Origin of the sequence: Nonomuraea sp. 3N208 (assembly GCF_052245935.1) — a bacterium.
Classification (GTDB): Bacteria; Actinomycetota; Actinomycetes; order Streptosporangiales; family Streptosporangiaceae; genus Nonomuraea.
Window position 1 is genome coordinate 37,327 of the sequence record NZ_JBQQBR010000043.1, and the last position, 16,228, is coordinate 53,554.

The window sequence follows — 16,228 nt, forward strand, 5'->3', positions numbered from 1 at the left end:
TGATCTGCCGGCGAGGTCCATCACGGCCTACCGGGTCTGGTCGGTGGGGCGGATGAGGATCTCGTTGACCGCGACGTGCGCTGGCTGGGTGACCGCGTACACGACGGCATTGGCGATGTCCTCGGGCTGCAGGGTGCGCATGGAGGCGGCTATGTTCTGCGCGGCGGCCTGCATCGCAGGGTCGGTGATGTGGTCGGCCAGTTCGGTGGCGACGAAGCCGGGCTCGACGACCACGACCCGCACGCCCTGGGCGGTGACCTCCTGCCGCAGCGCCTCGGAGAAGGCGGTGATGCCGAACTTCGTCGCGGCGTAGACGCCGTTGCCGGCCGACGCGAACCGGCCCGAGGTCGAGGAGACCTGCACGACGGCGCCCTTGCGCTCCAGCAGATGCGGCAACGCCGCGTGCACCGTGTACATCGACCCGAGCAGGTTGGTCTCGACCATGCGCGTCCATTCCGCGGTGTCCGCACCCGCGATCGGGCCGGCGAGCATCACCCCGGCGTTGTTCACCAGGATGTCCAAGACGCCGAAGCGCTCGACGGTCGCCGCGACCGCGGCCCGCACCGACTCCTGATCGGTCACATCCAGTTCGAGGGCCAGCACCTCGCCGGGCGCCTTGCCCACCAGGGACTCCAACCGATCGACGCGCCGGGCCCCGACCGCCACCCTGGCCCCCTCCGCTGAGAGGGCCAGCGCGGTGGCCTCGCCGATGCCCGACGACGCTCCAGTGACCAGGACGACCTTTCCAGCCAACGTGTTGTTGCTCATGTGCTTTCCTTCCGCAAGGGCTCGCAGAATCCACAGCCCGCGTGACCATTAGGGGGCGCATGGCTAAGCGGACCGATCGGTCACCTTTAGCCTAGCGTAAAAGCGGACCGCTCGGTCACCTTGGGGTAGGCTGATAGGTGGAAGGAGGCACATGACTGGAACGACACCTGCTGCCCCGTCACGCAGTGACGCGGTGCGCAACCGTCGACTGCTGCTGGACGCCGCGGCCAAAACGTTCGCCGAGCGCGGAGTCGAGGTGTCCATCGCGGAGATCGCTCAGTGTGCCGGTGTGGGGAAGGGCACGGTCTTCCGCCACTTCTCCTCCAAGGAGGAGTTGCTGGCGTCGATCATGCTCGGCATGCTCGACGAGCTCGTGGACACTGCCACCGTGCTGCTCACGGCCGACGATCCCGGCCTGGCGCTGCGGGAGTTCATGACCGCCGGGGTGGAGATCTTCGTCAGGGATCGAGCGTTCTGCGAGGTCATCGGACGCCCGTCCGTGCAGCACCCGCAGGTGCGTGACGCGATCGATCGCCTCTGCGATGTCGCCGAAGCGCTCACCGCCCGCGCACGCCAACAGGGCATCGTCCGCCCAGACGTCACCGGCACCGATGTCGTCCTGCTGCTGAGCGGCATCCAGCATACGGCGGCGCCGCTGCTCAGCGCCGAGCCTCAGGCGTGGCGCCGCTACCTTGAGCTGGCCCTCGACGGCCTCACCACCTCCACGGGGCGAAAGCTTCCCCACCCGCCGCCGCGCCACCTGCCCCTGACCGCCCCGCACCTCGATCACGAGCACTGATCTAGGTGTGCTGTACCACCCCCTGCTCAACGAGTACGAGATCGAGTTCGGTCTTAGTGAGACAGTGACGTCAGCCCGTACCGTGCCACGACATCCTCGAGCCAGTCCGGTTTGCCGTGGGTCAGCCCGTATCTTGCGGCGAGGGCGGTGAATTCGGGGGTCTCGTGCAGGCTCCGGCCGGCGGCCGGGATAGCGGAGGTGAGCGGTTCGCTCAGGTCGCGGCTGTAGAGCTTGAAGACCGCGCCGAATCCCGGCATGGCACCCGATTCGCCTTCGCCAGGCGGCACCACCTTCACCCCAGCACCAGACCACAGCACTCAATGCGGCCGATCGTCGTCAGTGAGGACCTCGCGCGCCAACTCGGCGAGCGCAGCGCGATCTTGCTTCAGGGCCGCCCGGCCGGCTTCGGTGGCCCGATACACCCGCCGCACCCGGCCCTCGACCACCTGCTGCTCCGAAATCAGCAGCCCGTCGGCCTCCAGCCGGTGCAGCGTCGGATAGAGCGTGCCCGGGCTGATCGCGTACCCATGCCGCTTGAGCTCCTCGGTCATCCACGCCCCGTGGATCTCCTGCTCGGCCGCATGGTGCAAGATGTGCAGCCGCACAGCCCCGCGCTGGAACTCCCGCATTGGCCTCGCCTCCCTGAACCGGCCTCGCCCTGGCACCCGCCAGCATATGACGAAACCGATATCGGCTGCCGATGCCATCCGGGCCCGCAAGAGCACAGGGGTCCCCGCCGCGCCGACCGCCGGCGCGCCTCGGACGCGCCCGCCCGCGAAAAACACGCGCCTGGTGGGTAGATCTTTTGTCCGATTTGTCACAGTAGGGCCACAAACGCATACACTTCCCGAATGCGTTTCGTCCCTTTTGTCGTGATTGTTGCCGCGGTGACCATCGGTGCCGCCACGCCTGCGTCGGCCATCACCAACGGCTCGGCTGACGGAGACGCCCACCCAGAGGTGGGAGCTCTCATCGGCGACAAGGCCAATCCTGACGGAACATGGTCCTACTGCACGGGCACCCTCATCTCGCCCACCGTCTTCCTCACCGCCGCCCACTGTGGCGAGCGCAAGCAGAAGACCGCCCGGGTCTCCTTCTCCAGCCGCTACGAGCCCGGGTCCAAGCTCTACGCCGGCCGCTACGTGCCGGACCCGCGCTACAAGGACAAGTCGGACCTTCATGACATGGCCGTGGTCGTCTTCGACACGCCCATCGCGGGCATCAAGCCTGCCCAGTTGCCGTCCGCCGGCCTGCTCGACAAGCTCAAAGCCGACAAGCGCCTGAAGACCACGCGCTTCACTCCGGTCGGGTACGGCTCCCTGGACCCCATCAAGAACAAAAAGGGTCACGGAAGGCGTTACCAGTACACGGACACGCGCAACCAGACGTCCATCTCCTTCGAAGGCCTCTCCCGCAGATGGCTCGACCTGTCGCTGAGCTCCAAGACCGACGGCAGCACCTGCTTCGGCGACTCGGGCGGCCCTAACTTCCTGGGCGGCCCGACCTCCCACCTCCTCATCGCCACGTCGATCAGCGGAGCCGACGACGCGTGCAAGGGGACCAACTACGACTACCGCCTGGACACCGCCTCGGCCCGGACATTCCTCGGCAAGTACGTCACCCTGCCCTGAACCCGCCGACCAGGAAGGGTGAGAGCAGGCGAGACGTCCCGGGCCCGGACGCAGGAACCGGCCCGCTCGCTCAGCGAGTGAGGGACCGCACGGCTTTTGGCGAGTCCTCGACCGCCTGGGGAATGTCGAGGACGGGGAAGGCGACGTGGCGTACCACGCGGAGCCGGTCGATCACCAGGATGGCCCGCTTGAGACGCAGCGCCTGCCCGGGCCCGGAAGGTAGGCAGCCGTAGCGCCACCGCCCGCCGTGTTTCATATGTCCGCTTATGAAACACCTTTCTGGTCGGAGGTCGGCCAGCGAAGCGCCCTCACGATGACCTGTCCGACCCGGATCGGGCTCAACGTAGAGCCCCCGCCTTCGGCGGAGGGGCCGGCGAATCGGAGTTCTGTGTCACAGCGCCGGGCGCGCACGGCCACGGAGATCGGCATCGGGTTCTCCGCTCCTACCTGCGGGCGAGGCCCTGCAGGGGGTGCGTGGTTGGGCAATCGGTGGGCACGCAGGCGTCACGACAGGGTTCGGGCGGGCGGGTGAGGCTGGGCACACGACCTGAGAGCCTCAGCGAGCCGTGTCTGGCGGAGCTCCTGTTCCTGCAGGAGCACGCGGACGGCAGCGTCACCCACCAGCGCCATCCCATCGATTTCCGGCCGTTTACCCCGTCCGACCTGGAGGGACGGCTGGTCGAAGCCGGGTTCGCCGTCGTCGGCTCCTCCTACCGCGAAGATGCCCAGCGCTACGCCATCGCGGCGACCAGGGACCCGGGATCTTAGAAGGTGCCTCCGCAGCTGGTAGCGCTGCGTTCCAAGGCGAGCCCGCTCCGCCTCGTAGGGGTCCCCGGTAGCAATGAAGAAATTTTCAAAACTCGGACGCCCGGTCCCTGAAGAGGCGATTCTCCAGCGTGCAGCCCATCGCGCCGGGCACCTGATCCCAGTCGGGCAGTAGGGGGCGGGCATGCCCGTCGCGGGGTAGCAGAACAGGACGGTGGCCGCCGCGTCCAGCGCGGTCGCCGGTCCCGCCGCCCCGCCTGCGGCGCCTGCCGTGTCGGGGTCCCCGTAGTACTCGCCGAAAATCGGGCGGATATGGCTGGGTAGGCTTCTGATCTGGGAATCTGTGGGCCTGGCGGGAGGTCTTTCTTGGCGACGCAGGTGTTCGCGGACGAGGAGCTGGAGCGCCTGCGGGGGTTCCCGGAGATTGGCAGGGACGAGCTAGCGAGGTTCTTCACCCTGACTCCGGCGGATGTCGCGTTCGTCGATCCCGGTCGGGGCCGTGGTCCGGCGGACCGGCTCGGCTTGGCCGTGGCGTTATGCACGTTGCCGTGGCTGGGGTTCGTGCCGGACAAGGTGCTTTCGGCCCCGCCGGTGGCGGTGGCCAGGCTGGCCGAGCAGCTCGGCGTCGACCCGGCCGGGCTGCGCTCGTACGGGCGGCGGGCGATGACGCGGACCGAGCATTTGCGGCTGGTGGCGAAGTATCCGGGGTGGCGGCTGCCGACCACGCTGGAGCTCAAGGAACTAGACGAGTTCCTGCTCGCCAGGGCGATGGAACACGACTCGCCGACGCCTTGCAGAAGGTCATCGACCTGCGCAAGAACGTGCCCGAGCGGCCCTTCATCGATTCCCGCACCGGCGAGCAGATCCGCTACCTGTTCATGGACCACGGCAAGCTGCTGTCGCTCCACTACCTGTTCAACACCCCCATCCAACAGGCCAGCATGGAGGTCGGCCTGGTTGTCCCGGGCGGCAAGAAGAACGGCCCCGGCGTCAGGGGCCACCATCTCCGCCCATCGCTTCCGGCACACGGTCGGGACCCAGCTCGCCGAACGCGGCGCCAAGCTGCACACCATCATGAAAGTCCTGGGCCACTCCTCGGTCTCCATGGCCCTCATCTACGCCCAGATCAGCGATCAAGAGGTCCTGCGTGACTACAAGTCCGTCCTGGGCCCCGGCGCGGTCATCGGCGGCCCGGCTGCGCTCGACCTGAAGTCGGGCGTCCTGCCCGACGAGGCGGTGCATTGGCTGAAGACCAACTTCTTCAAAACCGAACTCGAACTCGGCCACTGCCTCCGCCTGCCCGCCGAAGGCCCGTGCGAGTGCGACCTCTATCTGACCTGCGCGAAGTTCGTGACGACTCCCGAGTACGCCCCACGCCTGCGCGCCCGCCTCGAGGTCGAACAGCAGCTCATCCAGGACGCCGACGAGCGCGGCTGGACCCGCGAAGTCGAACGGCACCAGGCCGTGGTTCGGCGGCTCGAAGCGCTCCTTGCTGAGCTCGGACAAAGCCCCATCCTGACGATTCCTCCACCTGCCGACACGGGTGATCAAAGGGGTTGTCGGGGCCGAATGCGAGACTCCGCGCATGAATCTCCTACTTCCAGGCGGCCGACGTGAACGCGTTTGAGCAGTTCACCTTCGAACCGACCAATGAAGGGTGGCGAAGCGCGAGGATCGCTCGCGGGGAGCTGTGTGACCAGCGCTTCCAGCTGCCCACCGGCGTGACCGATCTGATCTTCGACCGGGCGCGGTTGGTGAACGTGGACTTCACCGAGACGCGGTTCCCCTGCTTCATCGCCTATGGCAGCGAGTTCGACGACTGCGACTTCTCCGGCGCCGCCTTCGAGCAGCTGTTGATGGGCAGCACTGGCACCGGCGTCGGCGGAGAAGAGTGGGACGGCGCCGCGTGGCCGCAGACTGTCTTTCGAGATTGCGTGTTCCGCCGCACTCGTTTCGCGGAGTTCACTCACTTCGGCAACGTCCGGTTTGAGAGGTGCACCTTCGATCGGTCTCGCCTGCGGCAGCAGACGGCCACATCCGAGGCCGAGTTCGTCGACTGTGTCTTCCTCGGTCCGGTGCGCAGCATCAACTTCTGGGGCCGCCCGGCCGATCGCGACCAGGCCGTACTGGGCAGAGACCACAATGACTTCAGCGGCAACGACTTCACGGCCGCCGAGCTCGACGACGTTTCCTTCCGCCACATTGACCTGCGGGCTCAGCGCTTCCCCGGCCTGCCCGGATATGCGTTCCTCGACCGGATCGCCGAGCGGGCGAGTTCGGTGCTTCCGCTGGTCGACAGCTGGCCGGACGACAAGCACTGCCAGGAGGCCCGTTCCGCACTGGAGTTCCTCGTCGGCACGGCACGCGCATGGACCGACGATCAAGCTCTGGTGAGCCCTGCAAGGCTGGGCCCCAAGCTGCCGCCCGCCCTCCGTGAAGAGCTGTTCGAGGCGTTCAGACGCACATCCAGCGATACATCTCGTGGCTGAGCCGCACCGCCTCGCGGGCTAGGTCCCGCAAGGCGGTGATGCGTTCGATCTCGTAGTCGTTGAGCAGCTCGTCCTCGGCATACTCACGCAACCGCGCATCTTCTACGGCGGCGAGTACGGCGACCGTCTCCGGCATCACCCGGTCCACGCCCGACACCTCACCGTCATCCACGACGACCTCGCTATCGCCGAACTCGCTGACGTCGCGCCCGCTGAGCTCGGCCACCAGGTCGCCGAGTTCGTCGATCCAGCCTTTGCAGTCGACATACGGCAGCTTCACATACGCCGGCCCGCCGGACAGAGCCCGCACGGCCGACTCATCGGAGTCCGCCGTGAAGTAGTCGACCAAGACGCCCATGGTCGAACACCTTATCGATCAAGCCGTCACGAGGACAGAGATCGTCTCTGGATTGCTTGTTACCCCACAAGCAGATTGCTGCTTGACAGTGTCCACATAATCACGCTGGTCAACTTCGGCTTGTTCGACCTGCTCGGCTTGCAGCTCTCCCCGCGGATCCGGGATCTGGGCAAGATCACGCTCTACCGGGCCGGATCGCGTGCGCAGGTCGAGGCCGACTTCCCACACACCGGGCCGCTGCTGACCCGCAAGCTCAACACTGACCTGATCGCCGAGCACTACGACGACCTGCTCCGGCTGGCCGGTTCGCTAAAGTTCGGTCACGCCACCGCCTCGCTACTGGTCGGCAAGCTGTCCGCGGCCGGCAGGCAGAACGCGCTCGCCGCAGCGCTCAAGGAGTACGGGGCACTGCGGCGCACCATCTACGCCGCCCGATACCTCGCCGACCCGGCCTACCGGCGCAAGATCTCCCGGCAGCTGAACAAGGGCGAGTCGCTGCACGCGCTCAAGCGAGACCTGCTCTACGCCCACGAGGGCGCCATCCGAGCGCGGCACCTCGAAGCTCAGACCGAGCAGGCGTGGTGCCTGACGCTGGCCACCAACGCCGTGGTCGCCTGGACCACCGAGTACAACGGCCTCGCGGTCGAGTCGATGCGCAGGGCGGGACGCCGCATCGACGACGAGGTCCTGGCCCACATCTCCCCGGCGCATAGCGAGAACATCAACTTCTTCGGCGCAATCGAGGTCGACATCGAAGGTGAACTCGCCCAGCTCGGTCCCACCGGCTATCGGCCGCTGCGCGTCCGCGACACGCTGTTCTGACGGGCTTCCCTCACGGGGCGCACTCGGCGTCGGGGGCATTGCCCCCTCAGGGGCCCTTTCAGTAGTAGGCGCCGAAAAACAACGCTTGGCTGCGTCGGCGCTGGGAGAGGTAGGTACTGGCGGATCTTGCCGGGCACGTGCGTCCGCTGGTCGCCGAGCGAGATGCCCAGCGTCGGGAACTGGTTGGCGATCTCCAGCGCGGTGAGAGGGCCCGGCGCTGTGAGCTGTGTGACCTGGCGTTTGCGAGAGTGAAATCGAGATCCGGTCGGTGGTGCTCGAGCCCGCCGAGTACGCCGTGCTGAGTCCGGAACGCGAGGACTACCTGCGGACGCAGATCGCGCACCGATTAGGTTTCCGCGCCGCGCCCGTCTGTACGTGTGAGATCGACTCACGGGAGGCTGGCACGATGCGGAAACTGATCTTCGGCATGAACGTGACCCTGGACGGCTACATCGCCGCGCCCGGCGACGACCTCGGCTGGAGCGGAGGGGACGGACCGGACTCATCGCCGAGCGCCGAGCTGTTCCAGTGGTGGTACGAACAGATGGGGGCGAGCGAGCTGTCGCTGTACGGGCGCAAGCTGTGGGAAGCGATGAGTTCCCACTGGCCGACCGGCGACCAGCAGCCCAACGCTACCCAGGCGGAGATCGAGTTCGCGCGCCTGTGGCGGGACATGCCGAAGGTGGTGTTCTCATCGACGATCGACAAGGTCGACTGGAACACCCGCCTGATCACCGGCGACGCGGTCGCCGAGATCACCCGGCTCAAGGCCGAGGACGGCGGCCCGATGGACATCGGCGGCGCGACGCTCGCCGGGGCGGCCATGCGGGCCGGGCTGATCGACGAGTACGCGATCGTCACCCATCCGGTCCTGGTGGGCGGCGGCACGCCGTTCTTCACCGCGCTGGACAGCTGGGTGAACCTGAACCTGGTCGAGACGCGGACATTTCCCGGCGGCGTGGTGATGACCCGATACGAGAGGAGGCGATGAGCACGGGCCACATGCTCGGCTCGTCAGGCCAGGTCGAAATCCTTCCTGTCGTGCTCACCGTGACCCTCGGCGAGCGTTTCGAGTGAGCTGTTGACCGACTCGCTGAAGATGAAAACAAACGGTGACGCCGGCCCGTGCGCTGGACTCGTCGACGATGCGGACTTGTCTGATCACAGCGTCGCGGGCAGGCTCAGCCATGGTTTGTCGGTGGCGTCGAATCCGGTGAGCTCGGCGATCTTCCCGTCGACGATGTGCAGGACCGCGATGGTGAACAAACGGTATTCCGGGTCGCCGGGGCTGCGGAGGTACAGCACGGCGGCAGGCATGCGGTTGACCGTCGTGGCGATGCAGCGCCAGTCGTCGTAGCCGCGCTGGAAGAGCCCATTGGAGACCCAGCCGTCCACCGCGTCCTTGGCCGTGACGACCAAGGTGCCCGGATCGGGCAGCATCGTGAAACGCAGGTCGTCGCGCAGCAGGGCCATCAGCCCGTCGAGGTCGTTGCGCTCATGGGCGTCCATATACGACTTCACCACGCTGCGCTCGTCATCCGACAGCTCGTGCGTGGCAGGGCTCCGCCAGTCGAGGCGGCGGTCGGGCAGCTGCTCGCGCATCGTCACGCGCGCCCGCTGCAGCGCGCTGGTCACCGATGCGACGGTCAGTTCGAGGGCGTTGGCGGCCTTCGACGCCGGCCAGCCGAGGACGTCGCGCAAGATGAACACCCCCCGCTGTCGCGGCGGCAGATGCTGCACGGCGACGATGAACGCCAGCTCGATCGTCTCCCGCGCCACCACCGATTCCTGCGGGTCCTCCGGGAGCATCCGGTCCGGGTAGGGCTGCAGGTAGTGCACTTCCGAGCCCCCGCCCGGCAGCTCGGCAGGCACGGGTGTGCGGTCGTTGCGCTTCTCCAGGAAGTCAAGGCAGGCGTTCGTCGCGATCCGGTACAGCCAGGTCCGCAGCGCAGCGTGACCCTTGAACGACTCCCGCTTGTTCCACGCTCGCAGGAACGTCTCCTGCGTCATGTCCTGGGCGTCCTCGTAGTTGGCGAGCATCCGGTAGCAGTGCACCTGCAGCTCACGCCGGTGGCGCTCCGTGATGAGTGCGAACCGCGCCGTGTCGCCTGAGCGGACCGCCGCGATGAACGTGGCCTCGTCGGCGCCCAGCAGTCTGGCGTCGGTCATGGTCATCAATCCTTCCACCGGTGCGAGAGGGCTAACAGAACTGACGGCGTGGCGGAGGATTTCTGATCGGTGAAGCCGCTGACACCGGGCCGTTCGCCAGACCGGATGGGTCGGGGTCGATCCAGGGTACGTGCTCCGGGTCGGGCACACCCTCGATGTCGAGGTGGGGCCAGCACGGCTAAGCGTTGGTTTCGGCGCCTGCTACTTAGGGGCCGCATCGGCGCGCCTCCGACCGCGATGCCAAACCAGACGCCGCCTCGGCGAGGTCAGTCACCCGCGCGGCCTCGCCGAGGTCGGACAGGACGCCTAACCGACGGTTCAGACCGGCGGTGGCGCGGTCACAGCGTCGCGCTGAGCTTGGAGTTGCTTCATGTCGGCGCGCTCCTCGGCCTCGCTGGCCGGACTCCAGCTGAGCAGCTCGCGGTCCGACGGCGAGGTCATCGCGCCACCGCCCTTTCCTGGACCACTCTTAGCCGGCACAACTCCGCTCAGGTGAGGCCTGTCCCGGTCGTCCTCGTCTTTGTCCGTCCGGCACAGCGGGCAGACGATGCCCTGGCGTGCCGGGCGGGTCAGGTGTCGGCGGCGCGCCGTTCGATCTGCCACGGGCGGGACGCGCTGCACAGCCGGACGAGTTCGGGGACAAGATGCTGAAGCATCTCCTCGTCCTTCGGGGCTGCGGGCGCGTATTCCGTGATGCCCAGGCCGACGATCTCGTGCCGGGAGGCCAGGGCGGCGATCGCCTCGGTCAGCTCCGCCTCGGACAGGCCGTCCGGTTCCGGGTAACCGACTGACGTGATGCCGTCCAGGACGTCAAGATCTACATGGATGTATAGGACCGCGTCTTCGTCGACGGTGGACAGGCCGCCGATGCCGGCCCGCCGGATGTAGTCGGCCTCGGCGGGATCCAGTGAGCGCGTTCCGGCCAGGGCGATCTGATCCGGGCGCAGCCTGGGGGAGCGCACCAGGTCGGACGGGCCTTCACCCTGGAGTGTGCGCAGAACCATGCCGTGAAAGGCGCCCGACGGGGACGTGGCGGGGGTGTTCATGTCGCCGTGGGCGTCGAACCAGACGAGGTTCAGACGGTCGCCGTAACGGCGCAGCGCGGCCGCGACCGGTTCGAGCTCGACGCCGCAGTCCCCGCCGGCCGTGACGACGAAGCCGTCCTGAGGCAGCGCCCGCCGGACCCGATCGGCGATCTCGGCAAGGGTGCCACTGGTGTCCACCCGTATGTGCCGGGCGTCCGGAACCATGGCGGCCAGCCGGGAGGCGCCTTCGATCAGTCGCGGCGCTGTGGGCGACGTCGAGCCCTGCCATTGGGGGATCTCTACGACAGTCAGCATCCTGCCCTCCTTGCGCCCATTTCTTGTGGCCGGGCAACAGTGTCGCGTGGTCCAATCGGCAACGTCCACTTAGCGTTTCTACGATGATCTATAAGGCTTCCTTGATGTTGGATCCCATGAGGCTCCGCCTGCTGCGCGACTTCGCCGAGCACGGCACGATGACCGCCGTGGGCGAGGTCTGCGGCATGACCTCGTCCGCCGTCTCGCAACAGCTCGCCACCCTGGAACGTGAGGCCGACGTCCCGCTGTTCGATCGAGCCGGGCGCCGTGTCCGCCTCACTGCCGAAGGGCGGCGCCTCGTCCAGCACGCGCACATCGTCCTGAACGCGCTGGAGGCCGCGGAAGAAGACCTCCGCTCCGCCTCGACCCCCAGAGGGCCCCTCCGGGTGGCCTGCTTCGCCACGGCCGCGGCCCACCGACTGTTGCCCGCGATAGCCACCGCCAGAACCCAACATCCGTTCCTCCACGTGATCGTCCACGAACTCGAACCCCGCGAGGCGGTCGAGGCGCTCCGCGACGGCAGCTGCGACCTCGGGATCACCTTCACCTACAACCTGATCCCCGAAGACCCTCCGCCCGGAGTCTCCCGGCACCTCCTGGGCGTCGAGCCCATCATGATCGCCCTTCCCGCAGGTCACCCGGCCGCCACCGGCGAGGTGGACATGCGCCTCCTGCGCGAGGAGCACTGGATAGCGGGCTCCCAGGGCACCACCGACCACGAGATGCTCGACCGCGCCTGCACCCTTGCGGGCTTCCACCCGAACGTCATCCACACGGCCGACGACTACGCGCTCGTCCTGCGCATGGTCGGCGAAGGTCTAGGCGTCAGCCTGGTCCCCGAACTGGTCGCCACGGTGGTCGGCGCCCCCGACGGCGTCGTACTCCGCCCGATCTCCACGATCGAGATCACCCGGACCACCCATGCGCTGGCCCGCACCATGACTCCGGCCGTCAACGCCGTGCTCGAACTGCTCGGTGGCTAGTGTCGCGGCGGCGCTCACAACGACCGCGACAACGGACTCCTGCCTGGCAACCGGCGTCACCGCGGGCAGCGGCACTGACGACCCGGATTGGCCGGCCGGCCCTTGCGGCAGCTGGGGCAATGCCGTTCAATGCGGGATTACAGCCGTCGCTCTCTCGGCACCATCCGCTACCACGATTCAGACGCGCCGCGACCGGCCACTGGGGGACGAGATGTCGGAGGCTCCACGACAACCGGACATGGAATTCGACGAGGTCTACCGTGCCGGGCGCATTCCATGGGATATCGGGGAACCGCAACCTGCCCTGGCGGAGCTGGTGGCCAAGGGCTGGTGCACGGGCCATGTCCTGGATATCGGCTGCGGGACCGGCGAGCTGGCCCTGGCCCTCGCAGCGCACGGGTACACGGTCATGGGCGTCGATCTCGAACCGCACGCGATCGAACTCGCCCGGCGCAAGGCCGCGGAGCACGGGCTCGACGTGGACCTGCACGTCGCCGACGCCACCGAATTCGACGATCAGGGCTCGTCATTCGACACCGTGCTCGACAGCGGACTGCTGCACTCCCTCCAACCCGAGGCCCAAGCACGCTATCTGGATGTGCTTCGCCGAGTCTGCAAACCGGGCGGCCGAGTCGCGGTTCTCTGCTTCGCCGACATTCCCGGCGCGCGTACACCCGGCGGCAGAGGGCTTACCGAGGGCCGGCTGCGTGGGCTTTTCGCGGACGGCTGGGAGATCGAGACGCTCGACGTTGCGAACATCCTGGGCATTGTGCCCGATGGGCTCGGCGACATGAGCGAATGGCCGCGGGACGAGCGAGGAAGAACACCGATGACCGGCTGGCTGCTGCGTGCCCATCGGGTCGGCAGCTGACTCGCCGCCGTCGTCGTTAGCGGGCGAAAAGCCCGCGGGCGGCCAGTTCCACCGTCACCAGGATGGCCGTCGCCTCGGCCGCCAGCAGCGCCACCAGAACCACGAGCTGGACGATCCCCGCCTCGATCGGGCTCGCCCCGCCGATCAGCATGCCCACGAACGCCCCGGGCAGGGTGACCAGCCCCACCGTCCTGGTCTGATCGAGGGCCGGCACTAGCGCTTGAGCAGCCGCGGGACGGCAGATCTCCAGCGCGGCGTCGCGGGGCGCGAACCCCAGAGCCAGGGCCGCCTCCACCTCCCCCTTGCGCTGGACCAGCTCGTCCATCGCCCGTCTGCCGGCCAGGGTCGTCGCTGTCAGGCAGCCGCCCAGCAGGATTCCGGCGATGGGGATGACGACGATCCCCTCCGTGGAGATCGCCCCGGTCGCCAGCAGGATGGCCAGGACCGGCACGGTGCCGACGGCGATCGGCACACCGGCCCACCACAGCTCCCTGCCGCCCGTGATGCGCTTGCCCGCGGTGAAGGCGGCGACGCCGTACATCAGCAGGATGAACGCCGCGACCGCCGCGGCATAGGCGACGACCCAGGCGATCACGACCGACACCACGCCGAGTTGCAGCGCCGCTCGGAGACACGCGGTCACCACGGCGTTGCCATGGCCCAATCGTCCGGCCCAGGCCACCAGCGCGCCGAGCGCGACCAGCAGGACCAGGACGACGGGCAACCACGGCGTGAGGGAGATCAATGATGAGCTGCGCACGGCAAGCAGTCTCTCGTAACCGTTGCTGAGAGCCTCAAGGGGCGGTCGGCGATCCCGGCCCTTCGGCCGAGCTCGCCGTCGCCGTCGCCGTCGAAGTATCCGTCGAACAGGGGGCCTGATCCTTCGCGTCGGCGATGAAGCCGTCCACCGACACGACGTTGTGCACATCACCACGGTGCTCATCACATCTCCCGGGTGGTCCGAGGGCTTGCCTTGCGGCCGCGCGCCGCCGGTAGCCGCCGCACGCGACGCGATGTGGCGTAGTCAGGAGCTCTGAGGCGCTTTCCAGGGGTGTTGATGACCAGCTGGATAGCGCACGGGTTTGCCAGGTGCACGCGCACGGGCGGGGAGACGCGCATCACATTCGTCTGCTGTCACAGCTTGCCGAGGCTGTCTCGTCAGTGGGTGTAACAGCCAACGCGACAAGGAGATCACCATGGACGCCCGTTTCAACTACCTCGGCAACCCGGTCACGGCCAAGCTCGTGAAGCACATCGCCTCGGCGGGCAAGGTCCTGGCGGACTCGCCGTTGCCGGCCGCGACGCAGGAACTGGTGGCGCTCCGCGCCAGCCAGATCAACGGCTGCGGCTTCTGCGTCGACATGCACACCAAGAACGCCGCGAACGCCGGGGAAACCTCGGTGCGCCTCAACCTGGTCGCGGCCTGGCGGGAGGCCAAGGTCTTCACCGAGGCCGAGCGGGCCGCTCTGGAACTGGCCGAACAGGGCACCCGCATCGCCGACGCCGCCGGCGGTGTCACCGACGAGACCTGGGCCAATGCCGCCAAGCACTACGACGAGGACCAGCTGGCCGCCCTGGTGTCCCTCATCGCCCTCATCAACGCCGCCAACCGCATGAACGTCATCATCCAGCAGCCCGCCGGCGACTACGAGCCCGGCCAGTGGGCGTAACCAGCAACCCCGACGACCCGGCCGTTCCCTGGCCGATGTGAGGGTCTACGTGATCAAGGTCGACGCCGACACCCTCGGCAGTCCGCCGCCGCCCCCCGGCAGGGCCGCCGGCCTGGCAATGACCCGGTCAGCCCACTTCGGCGGCGCCGTCGTGGAAGGCGTGTGTCTTCTCTCCCGATGTCACAGACGGTCGGGCTGTCTCGTCTCAGGTCTCAGAGACAGACTCAGGAATCAGGAAGGTGATGGTCGTGCGGGTGTTCGTGGCAGGCGGGACCGGGGTCGTGGGGGCGGCGGCTGGTGCCGCCGCTCGTGGACCAGCGACCGGCGTATCCCACTTTGCCGCGCAGAGCTACGCCGGCTGGAACGGAACCCGCAAGAGCGGACGGGTGAAGACCGAGGGGGACCCGCTGGACCTGCACGCGCACGACTGCCGGCAGGGGAAGTGGCGGTGACGATGATGACCGAGGGGCGCGGCTTCTCCAACGCCAAGACCAAGCGGGAGCTCGGCTGGCAGCTGCGCCATCCGTCGTGGCGGCAGGACTGCCGGGATGGCCTCCGGTGACCCGGACCGAGGAGTTCGAGGAGCTGCGGTCGCTGCTGTTCGCGATCGCCTACCGGATCCTCGGCAGTGTGGGCGAGGCCGAGGACGCGGTCCAGGAGACCTGGCTGCGCTACGAGGCCTCCCCGACAAATCCCACGTCGACCAAGGCCTTCCTCTCGGCCGTGGTCACCCGGATCTCGATCGACGTTCTGCGGTCGGCGCGCCGACGGCGGGAGGAGTACGTGGGACCGTGGTTCCCCGAGCCGCTGCTGAGCGACCCCTACGAGGACCCGGAGCGGTCGGCTGAGCTGGCCGACTCGTTGTCGATGGCGGCGCTGCTTCTGCTTGAGCGGCTGACCCCGCCTGAGCGAGCGGTCTTCGTGCTGCGGGAGGTGTTCGGGTTCGGCTTCCCGGAGATCGCGTCGGCCGTGGAGCGATCGGAGGCGGCGTGCCGCCAGCTCGCAGTGCGGGCGCGCCGCCACATGGACGCGGGCCGGCCCCGGTTCGAGGCTGATCGAAGGGAGCGCGAGGAGCTCGCCGGGCGATTCTTCGACGCCTTCAGGGAAGGCGACGTCGACGGGCTGCGAGAGCTGCTGGCAGCAGACGTTCACATGATCGGCGACGGCGGCGGCAAGGCCCCGCAATTGGCCAAGCACATCATCGGCGCCGAGAACGTGGCCCGGGTGCTCGCCGCGTTCGTCCTGACGCTCGTCCGGATCGGCGTCGTAGTGGAGCCGCACGAGGTGAACGGTCAGCCGGGCGCGATCTTCCGCGACCGGGACAACAAGGTGCTCAACACCTTGGCGCTCGACATACTCGACGGGCGGATCCAGACGATCCGCGGGGTGATCAACCCCGACAAGCTCGGGCACGTGGGTCCGGTGGCGGACGCCTGGGCGCTCAAGCGCGAGGTGAGCCAGGCTCGCCGGCCACTGATGGAACGGAAGAGCTGACTGCGCTCCAGACCTCGGCTACCGGTCTCGTGCCCCGCTTGGCGGACCTTGACGATCCAGCGGTTCCGG

At 68.0% G+C, this 16,228-nt stretch carries 21 protein-coding genes; 12 read left to right on the plus strand and 9 right to left on the minus strand.

Annotated elements, in window-relative coordinates; genetic code table 11:
- Positions 1-27 precede the first annotated feature (27 nt).
- Entirely contained in the window at positions 28-768 is a 741-nt protein-coding gene (locus ACTWPT_RS46300; protein ID WP_443183920.1) for an SDR family NAD(P)-dependent oxidoreductase, read from the minus strand.
- A 151-nt stretch (positions 769-919) separates the two neighbouring features.
- Between ACTWPT_RS46300 and ACTWPT_RS46305 the strand changes: the two genes are divergently transcribed.
- On the plus strand, positions 920-1,567 hold the full coding sequence (locus ACTWPT_RS46305) for a TetR/AcrR family transcriptional regulator (RefSeq protein WP_443183921.1): 648 nt from the start codon (positions 920-922) through the stop codon (positions 1,565-1,567).
- Between the two features lie 53 nt (positions 1,568-1,620).
- Here ACTWPT_RS46305 and ACTWPT_RS46310 read toward each other — a convergent pair whose 3' ends face one another.
- Positions 1,621-1,863: a hypothetical protein gene (locus ACTWPT_RS46310; RefSeq protein ID WP_443183922.1), complete on the minus strand. Its 243-nt coding sequence runs from the start codon at positions 1,861-1,863 to the stop codon at positions 1,621-1,623.
- Between the two features lie 21 nt (positions 1,864-1,884).
- The gene (locus ACTWPT_RS46315; RefSeq protein WP_443183923.1) at positions 1,885-2,196 is read right to left on the minus strand and encodes a PadR family transcriptional regulator; all 312 of its coding nucleotides are present in this window, start codon (positions 2,194-2,196) and stop codon (positions 1,885-1,887) included.
- 222 nt (positions 2,197-2,418) lie between these two features.
- On the opposite strand from ACTWPT_RS46315, the gene ACTWPT_RS46320 reads away from it, so the two are divergent.
- Positions 2,419-3,198, plus strand: a complete 780-nt coding sequence (locus ACTWPT_RS46320) for a S1 family peptidase (RefSeq protein ID WP_443183924.1) — start codon at positions 2,419-2,421, stop codon at positions 3,196-3,198.
- Positions 3,199-3,268: 70 nt separating this feature from the next.
- Here ACTWPT_RS46320 and ACTWPT_RS46325 read toward each other — a convergent pair whose 3' ends face one another.
- Positions 3,269-3,454, minus strand: a complete 186-nt coding sequence (locus ACTWPT_RS46325) for a hypothetical protein (protein WP_443183925.1) — start codon at positions 3,452-3,454, stop codon at positions 3,269-3,271.
- Positions 3,455-3,726: 272 nt separating this feature from the next.
- Between ACTWPT_RS46325 and ACTWPT_RS46330 the strand changes: the two genes are divergently transcribed.
- The 3 genes from ACTWPT_RS46330 to ACTWPT_RS46340 all read left to right on the plus strand — a co-directional run bounded on the left by ACTWPT_RS46330 (position 3,727) and on the right by ACTWPT_RS46340 (position 6,452).
- Positions 3,727-3,966, plus strand: a complete 240-nt coding sequence (locus tag ACTWPT_RS46330) for a hypothetical protein (protein WP_443183926.1) — start codon at positions 3,727-3,729, stop codon at positions 3,964-3,966.
- A 363-nt stretch (positions 3,967-4,329) separates the two neighbouring features.
- Positions 4,330-5,580, plus strand: a complete 1,251-nt coding sequence (locus ACTWPT_RS46335; protein WP_443183927.1) for a DUF4158 domain-containing protein — start codon at positions 4,330-4,332, stop codon at positions 5,578-5,580.
- A 143-nt stretch (positions 5,581-5,723) separates the two neighbouring features.
- Positions 5,724-6,452 carry a hypothetical protein gene (locus tag ACTWPT_RS46340; RefSeq protein WP_443183928.1) on the plus strand — a complete coding sequence of 243 codons (729 nt, stop codon included), beginning with the start codon at positions 5,724-5,726 and terminating at the stop codon, positions 6,450-6,452.
- On the opposite strand, the gene ACTWPT_RS46345 is transcribed toward ACTWPT_RS46340, so the two are convergent.
- Complete coding sequence (locus ACTWPT_RS46345; RefSeq protein WP_443183929.1) at positions 6,418-6,810, minus strand: hypothetical protein; 393 nt, start codon at positions 6,808-6,810, stop codon at positions 6,418-6,420. The genes ACTWPT_RS46340 and ACTWPT_RS46345 overlap by 35 nt on opposite strands.
- 75 nt (positions 6,811-6,885) lie before the next feature.
- On the opposite strand from ACTWPT_RS46345, the gene ACTWPT_RS46350 reads away from it, so the two are divergent.
- Both ACTWPT_RS46350 and ACTWPT_RS46355 read left to right on the plus strand, forming a co-directional pair.
- Positions 6,886-7,632, plus strand: a complete 747-nt coding sequence (locus ACTWPT_RS46350) for a Tn3 family transposase (RefSeq protein WP_443183930.1) — start codon at positions 6,886-6,888, stop codon at positions 7,630-7,632.
- Positions 7,633-8,038: 406 nt separating this feature from the next.
- Positions 8,039-8,623 carry a dihydrofolate reductase family protein gene (locus ACTWPT_RS46355; RefSeq protein ID WP_443184001.1) on the plus strand — a complete coding sequence of 195 codons (585 nt, stop codon included), beginning with the start codon at positions 8,039-8,041 and terminating at the stop codon, positions 8,621-8,623.
- A gap of 170 nt (positions 8,624-8,793) precedes the next feature.
- Here ACTWPT_RS46355 and ACTWPT_RS46360 read toward each other — a convergent pair whose 3' ends face one another.
- From ACTWPT_RS46360 to ACTWPT_RS46370, 3 genes are all read right to left on the minus strand, one after another.
- The gene (locus ACTWPT_RS46360) at positions 8,794-9,801 is read right to left on the minus strand and encodes an RNA polymerase subunit sigma-70 (protein WP_443183931.1); all 1,008 of its coding nucleotides are present in this window, start codon (positions 9,799-9,801) and stop codon (positions 8,794-8,796) included.
- Between the two features lie 318 nt (positions 9,802-10,119).
- Positions 10,120-10,242 (minus strand): hypothetical protein, encoded by a 123-nt coding sequence (locus ACTWPT_RS46365; RefSeq protein ID WP_350958054.1) that lies wholly within the window; start codon positions 10,240-10,242, stop codon positions 10,120-10,122.
- 128 nt (positions 10,243-10,370) lie between these two features.
- The gene (locus ACTWPT_RS46370) at positions 10,371-11,141 is read right to left on the minus strand and encodes an arginase family protein (protein ID WP_443183932.1); all 771 of its coding nucleotides are present in this window, start codon (positions 11,139-11,141) and stop codon (positions 10,371-10,373) included.
- A gap of 116 nt (positions 11,142-11,257) precedes the next feature.
- Here ACTWPT_RS46370 and ACTWPT_RS46375 point away from each other — a divergent pair, with 116 nt between their 5' ends.
- Together ACTWPT_RS46375 and ACTWPT_RS46380 are read left to right on the plus strand one after the other, a co-directional pair.
- A complete protein-coding gene (locus ACTWPT_RS46375) occupies positions 11,258-12,124 on the plus strand; it encodes a LysR family transcriptional regulator (RefSeq protein ID WP_443183933.1) in 867 nt (288 codons plus the stop codon).
- A 238-nt stretch (positions 12,125-12,362) separates the two neighbouring features.
- A complete protein-coding gene (locus ACTWPT_RS46380; protein WP_443183934.1) occupies positions 12,363-12,995 on the plus strand; it encodes a class I SAM-dependent methyltransferase in 633 nt (210 codons plus the stop codon).
- Positions 12,996-13,011: 16 nt separating this feature from the next.
- On the opposite strand, the gene ACTWPT_RS46385 is transcribed toward ACTWPT_RS46380, so the two are convergent.
- Positions 13,012-13,755, minus strand: coding sequence for an ABC transporter permease (locus ACTWPT_RS46385; protein WP_443183935.1), 744 nt, complete (start codon positions 13,753-13,755; stop codon positions 13,012-13,014).
- A gap of 436 nt (positions 13,756-14,191) precedes the next feature.
- Here ACTWPT_RS46385 and ACTWPT_RS46390 point away from each other — a divergent pair, with 436 nt between their 5' ends.
- From ACTWPT_RS46390 to ACTWPT_RS46400, 3 genes are all read left to right on the plus strand, one after another.
- Positions 14,192-14,665: a carboxymuconolactone decarboxylase family protein gene (locus ACTWPT_RS46390; RefSeq protein ID WP_443183936.1), complete on the plus strand. Its 474-nt coding sequence runs from the start codon at positions 14,192-14,194 to the stop codon at positions 14,663-14,665.
- A gap of 248 nt (positions 14,666-14,913) precedes the next feature.
- Positions 14,914-15,117: a hypothetical protein gene (locus tag ACTWPT_RS46395; RefSeq protein WP_443183937.1), complete on the plus strand. Its 204-nt coding sequence runs from the start codon at positions 14,914-14,916 to the stop codon at positions 15,115-15,117.
- A gap of 106 nt (positions 15,118-15,223) precedes the next feature.
- Entirely contained in the window at positions 15,224-16,159 is a 936-nt protein-coding gene (locus ACTWPT_RS46400; protein WP_443183938.1) for an RNA polymerase sigma-70 factor, read from the plus strand.
- The last annotated feature ends 69 nt before the right edge of the window (positions 16,160-16,228 follow it).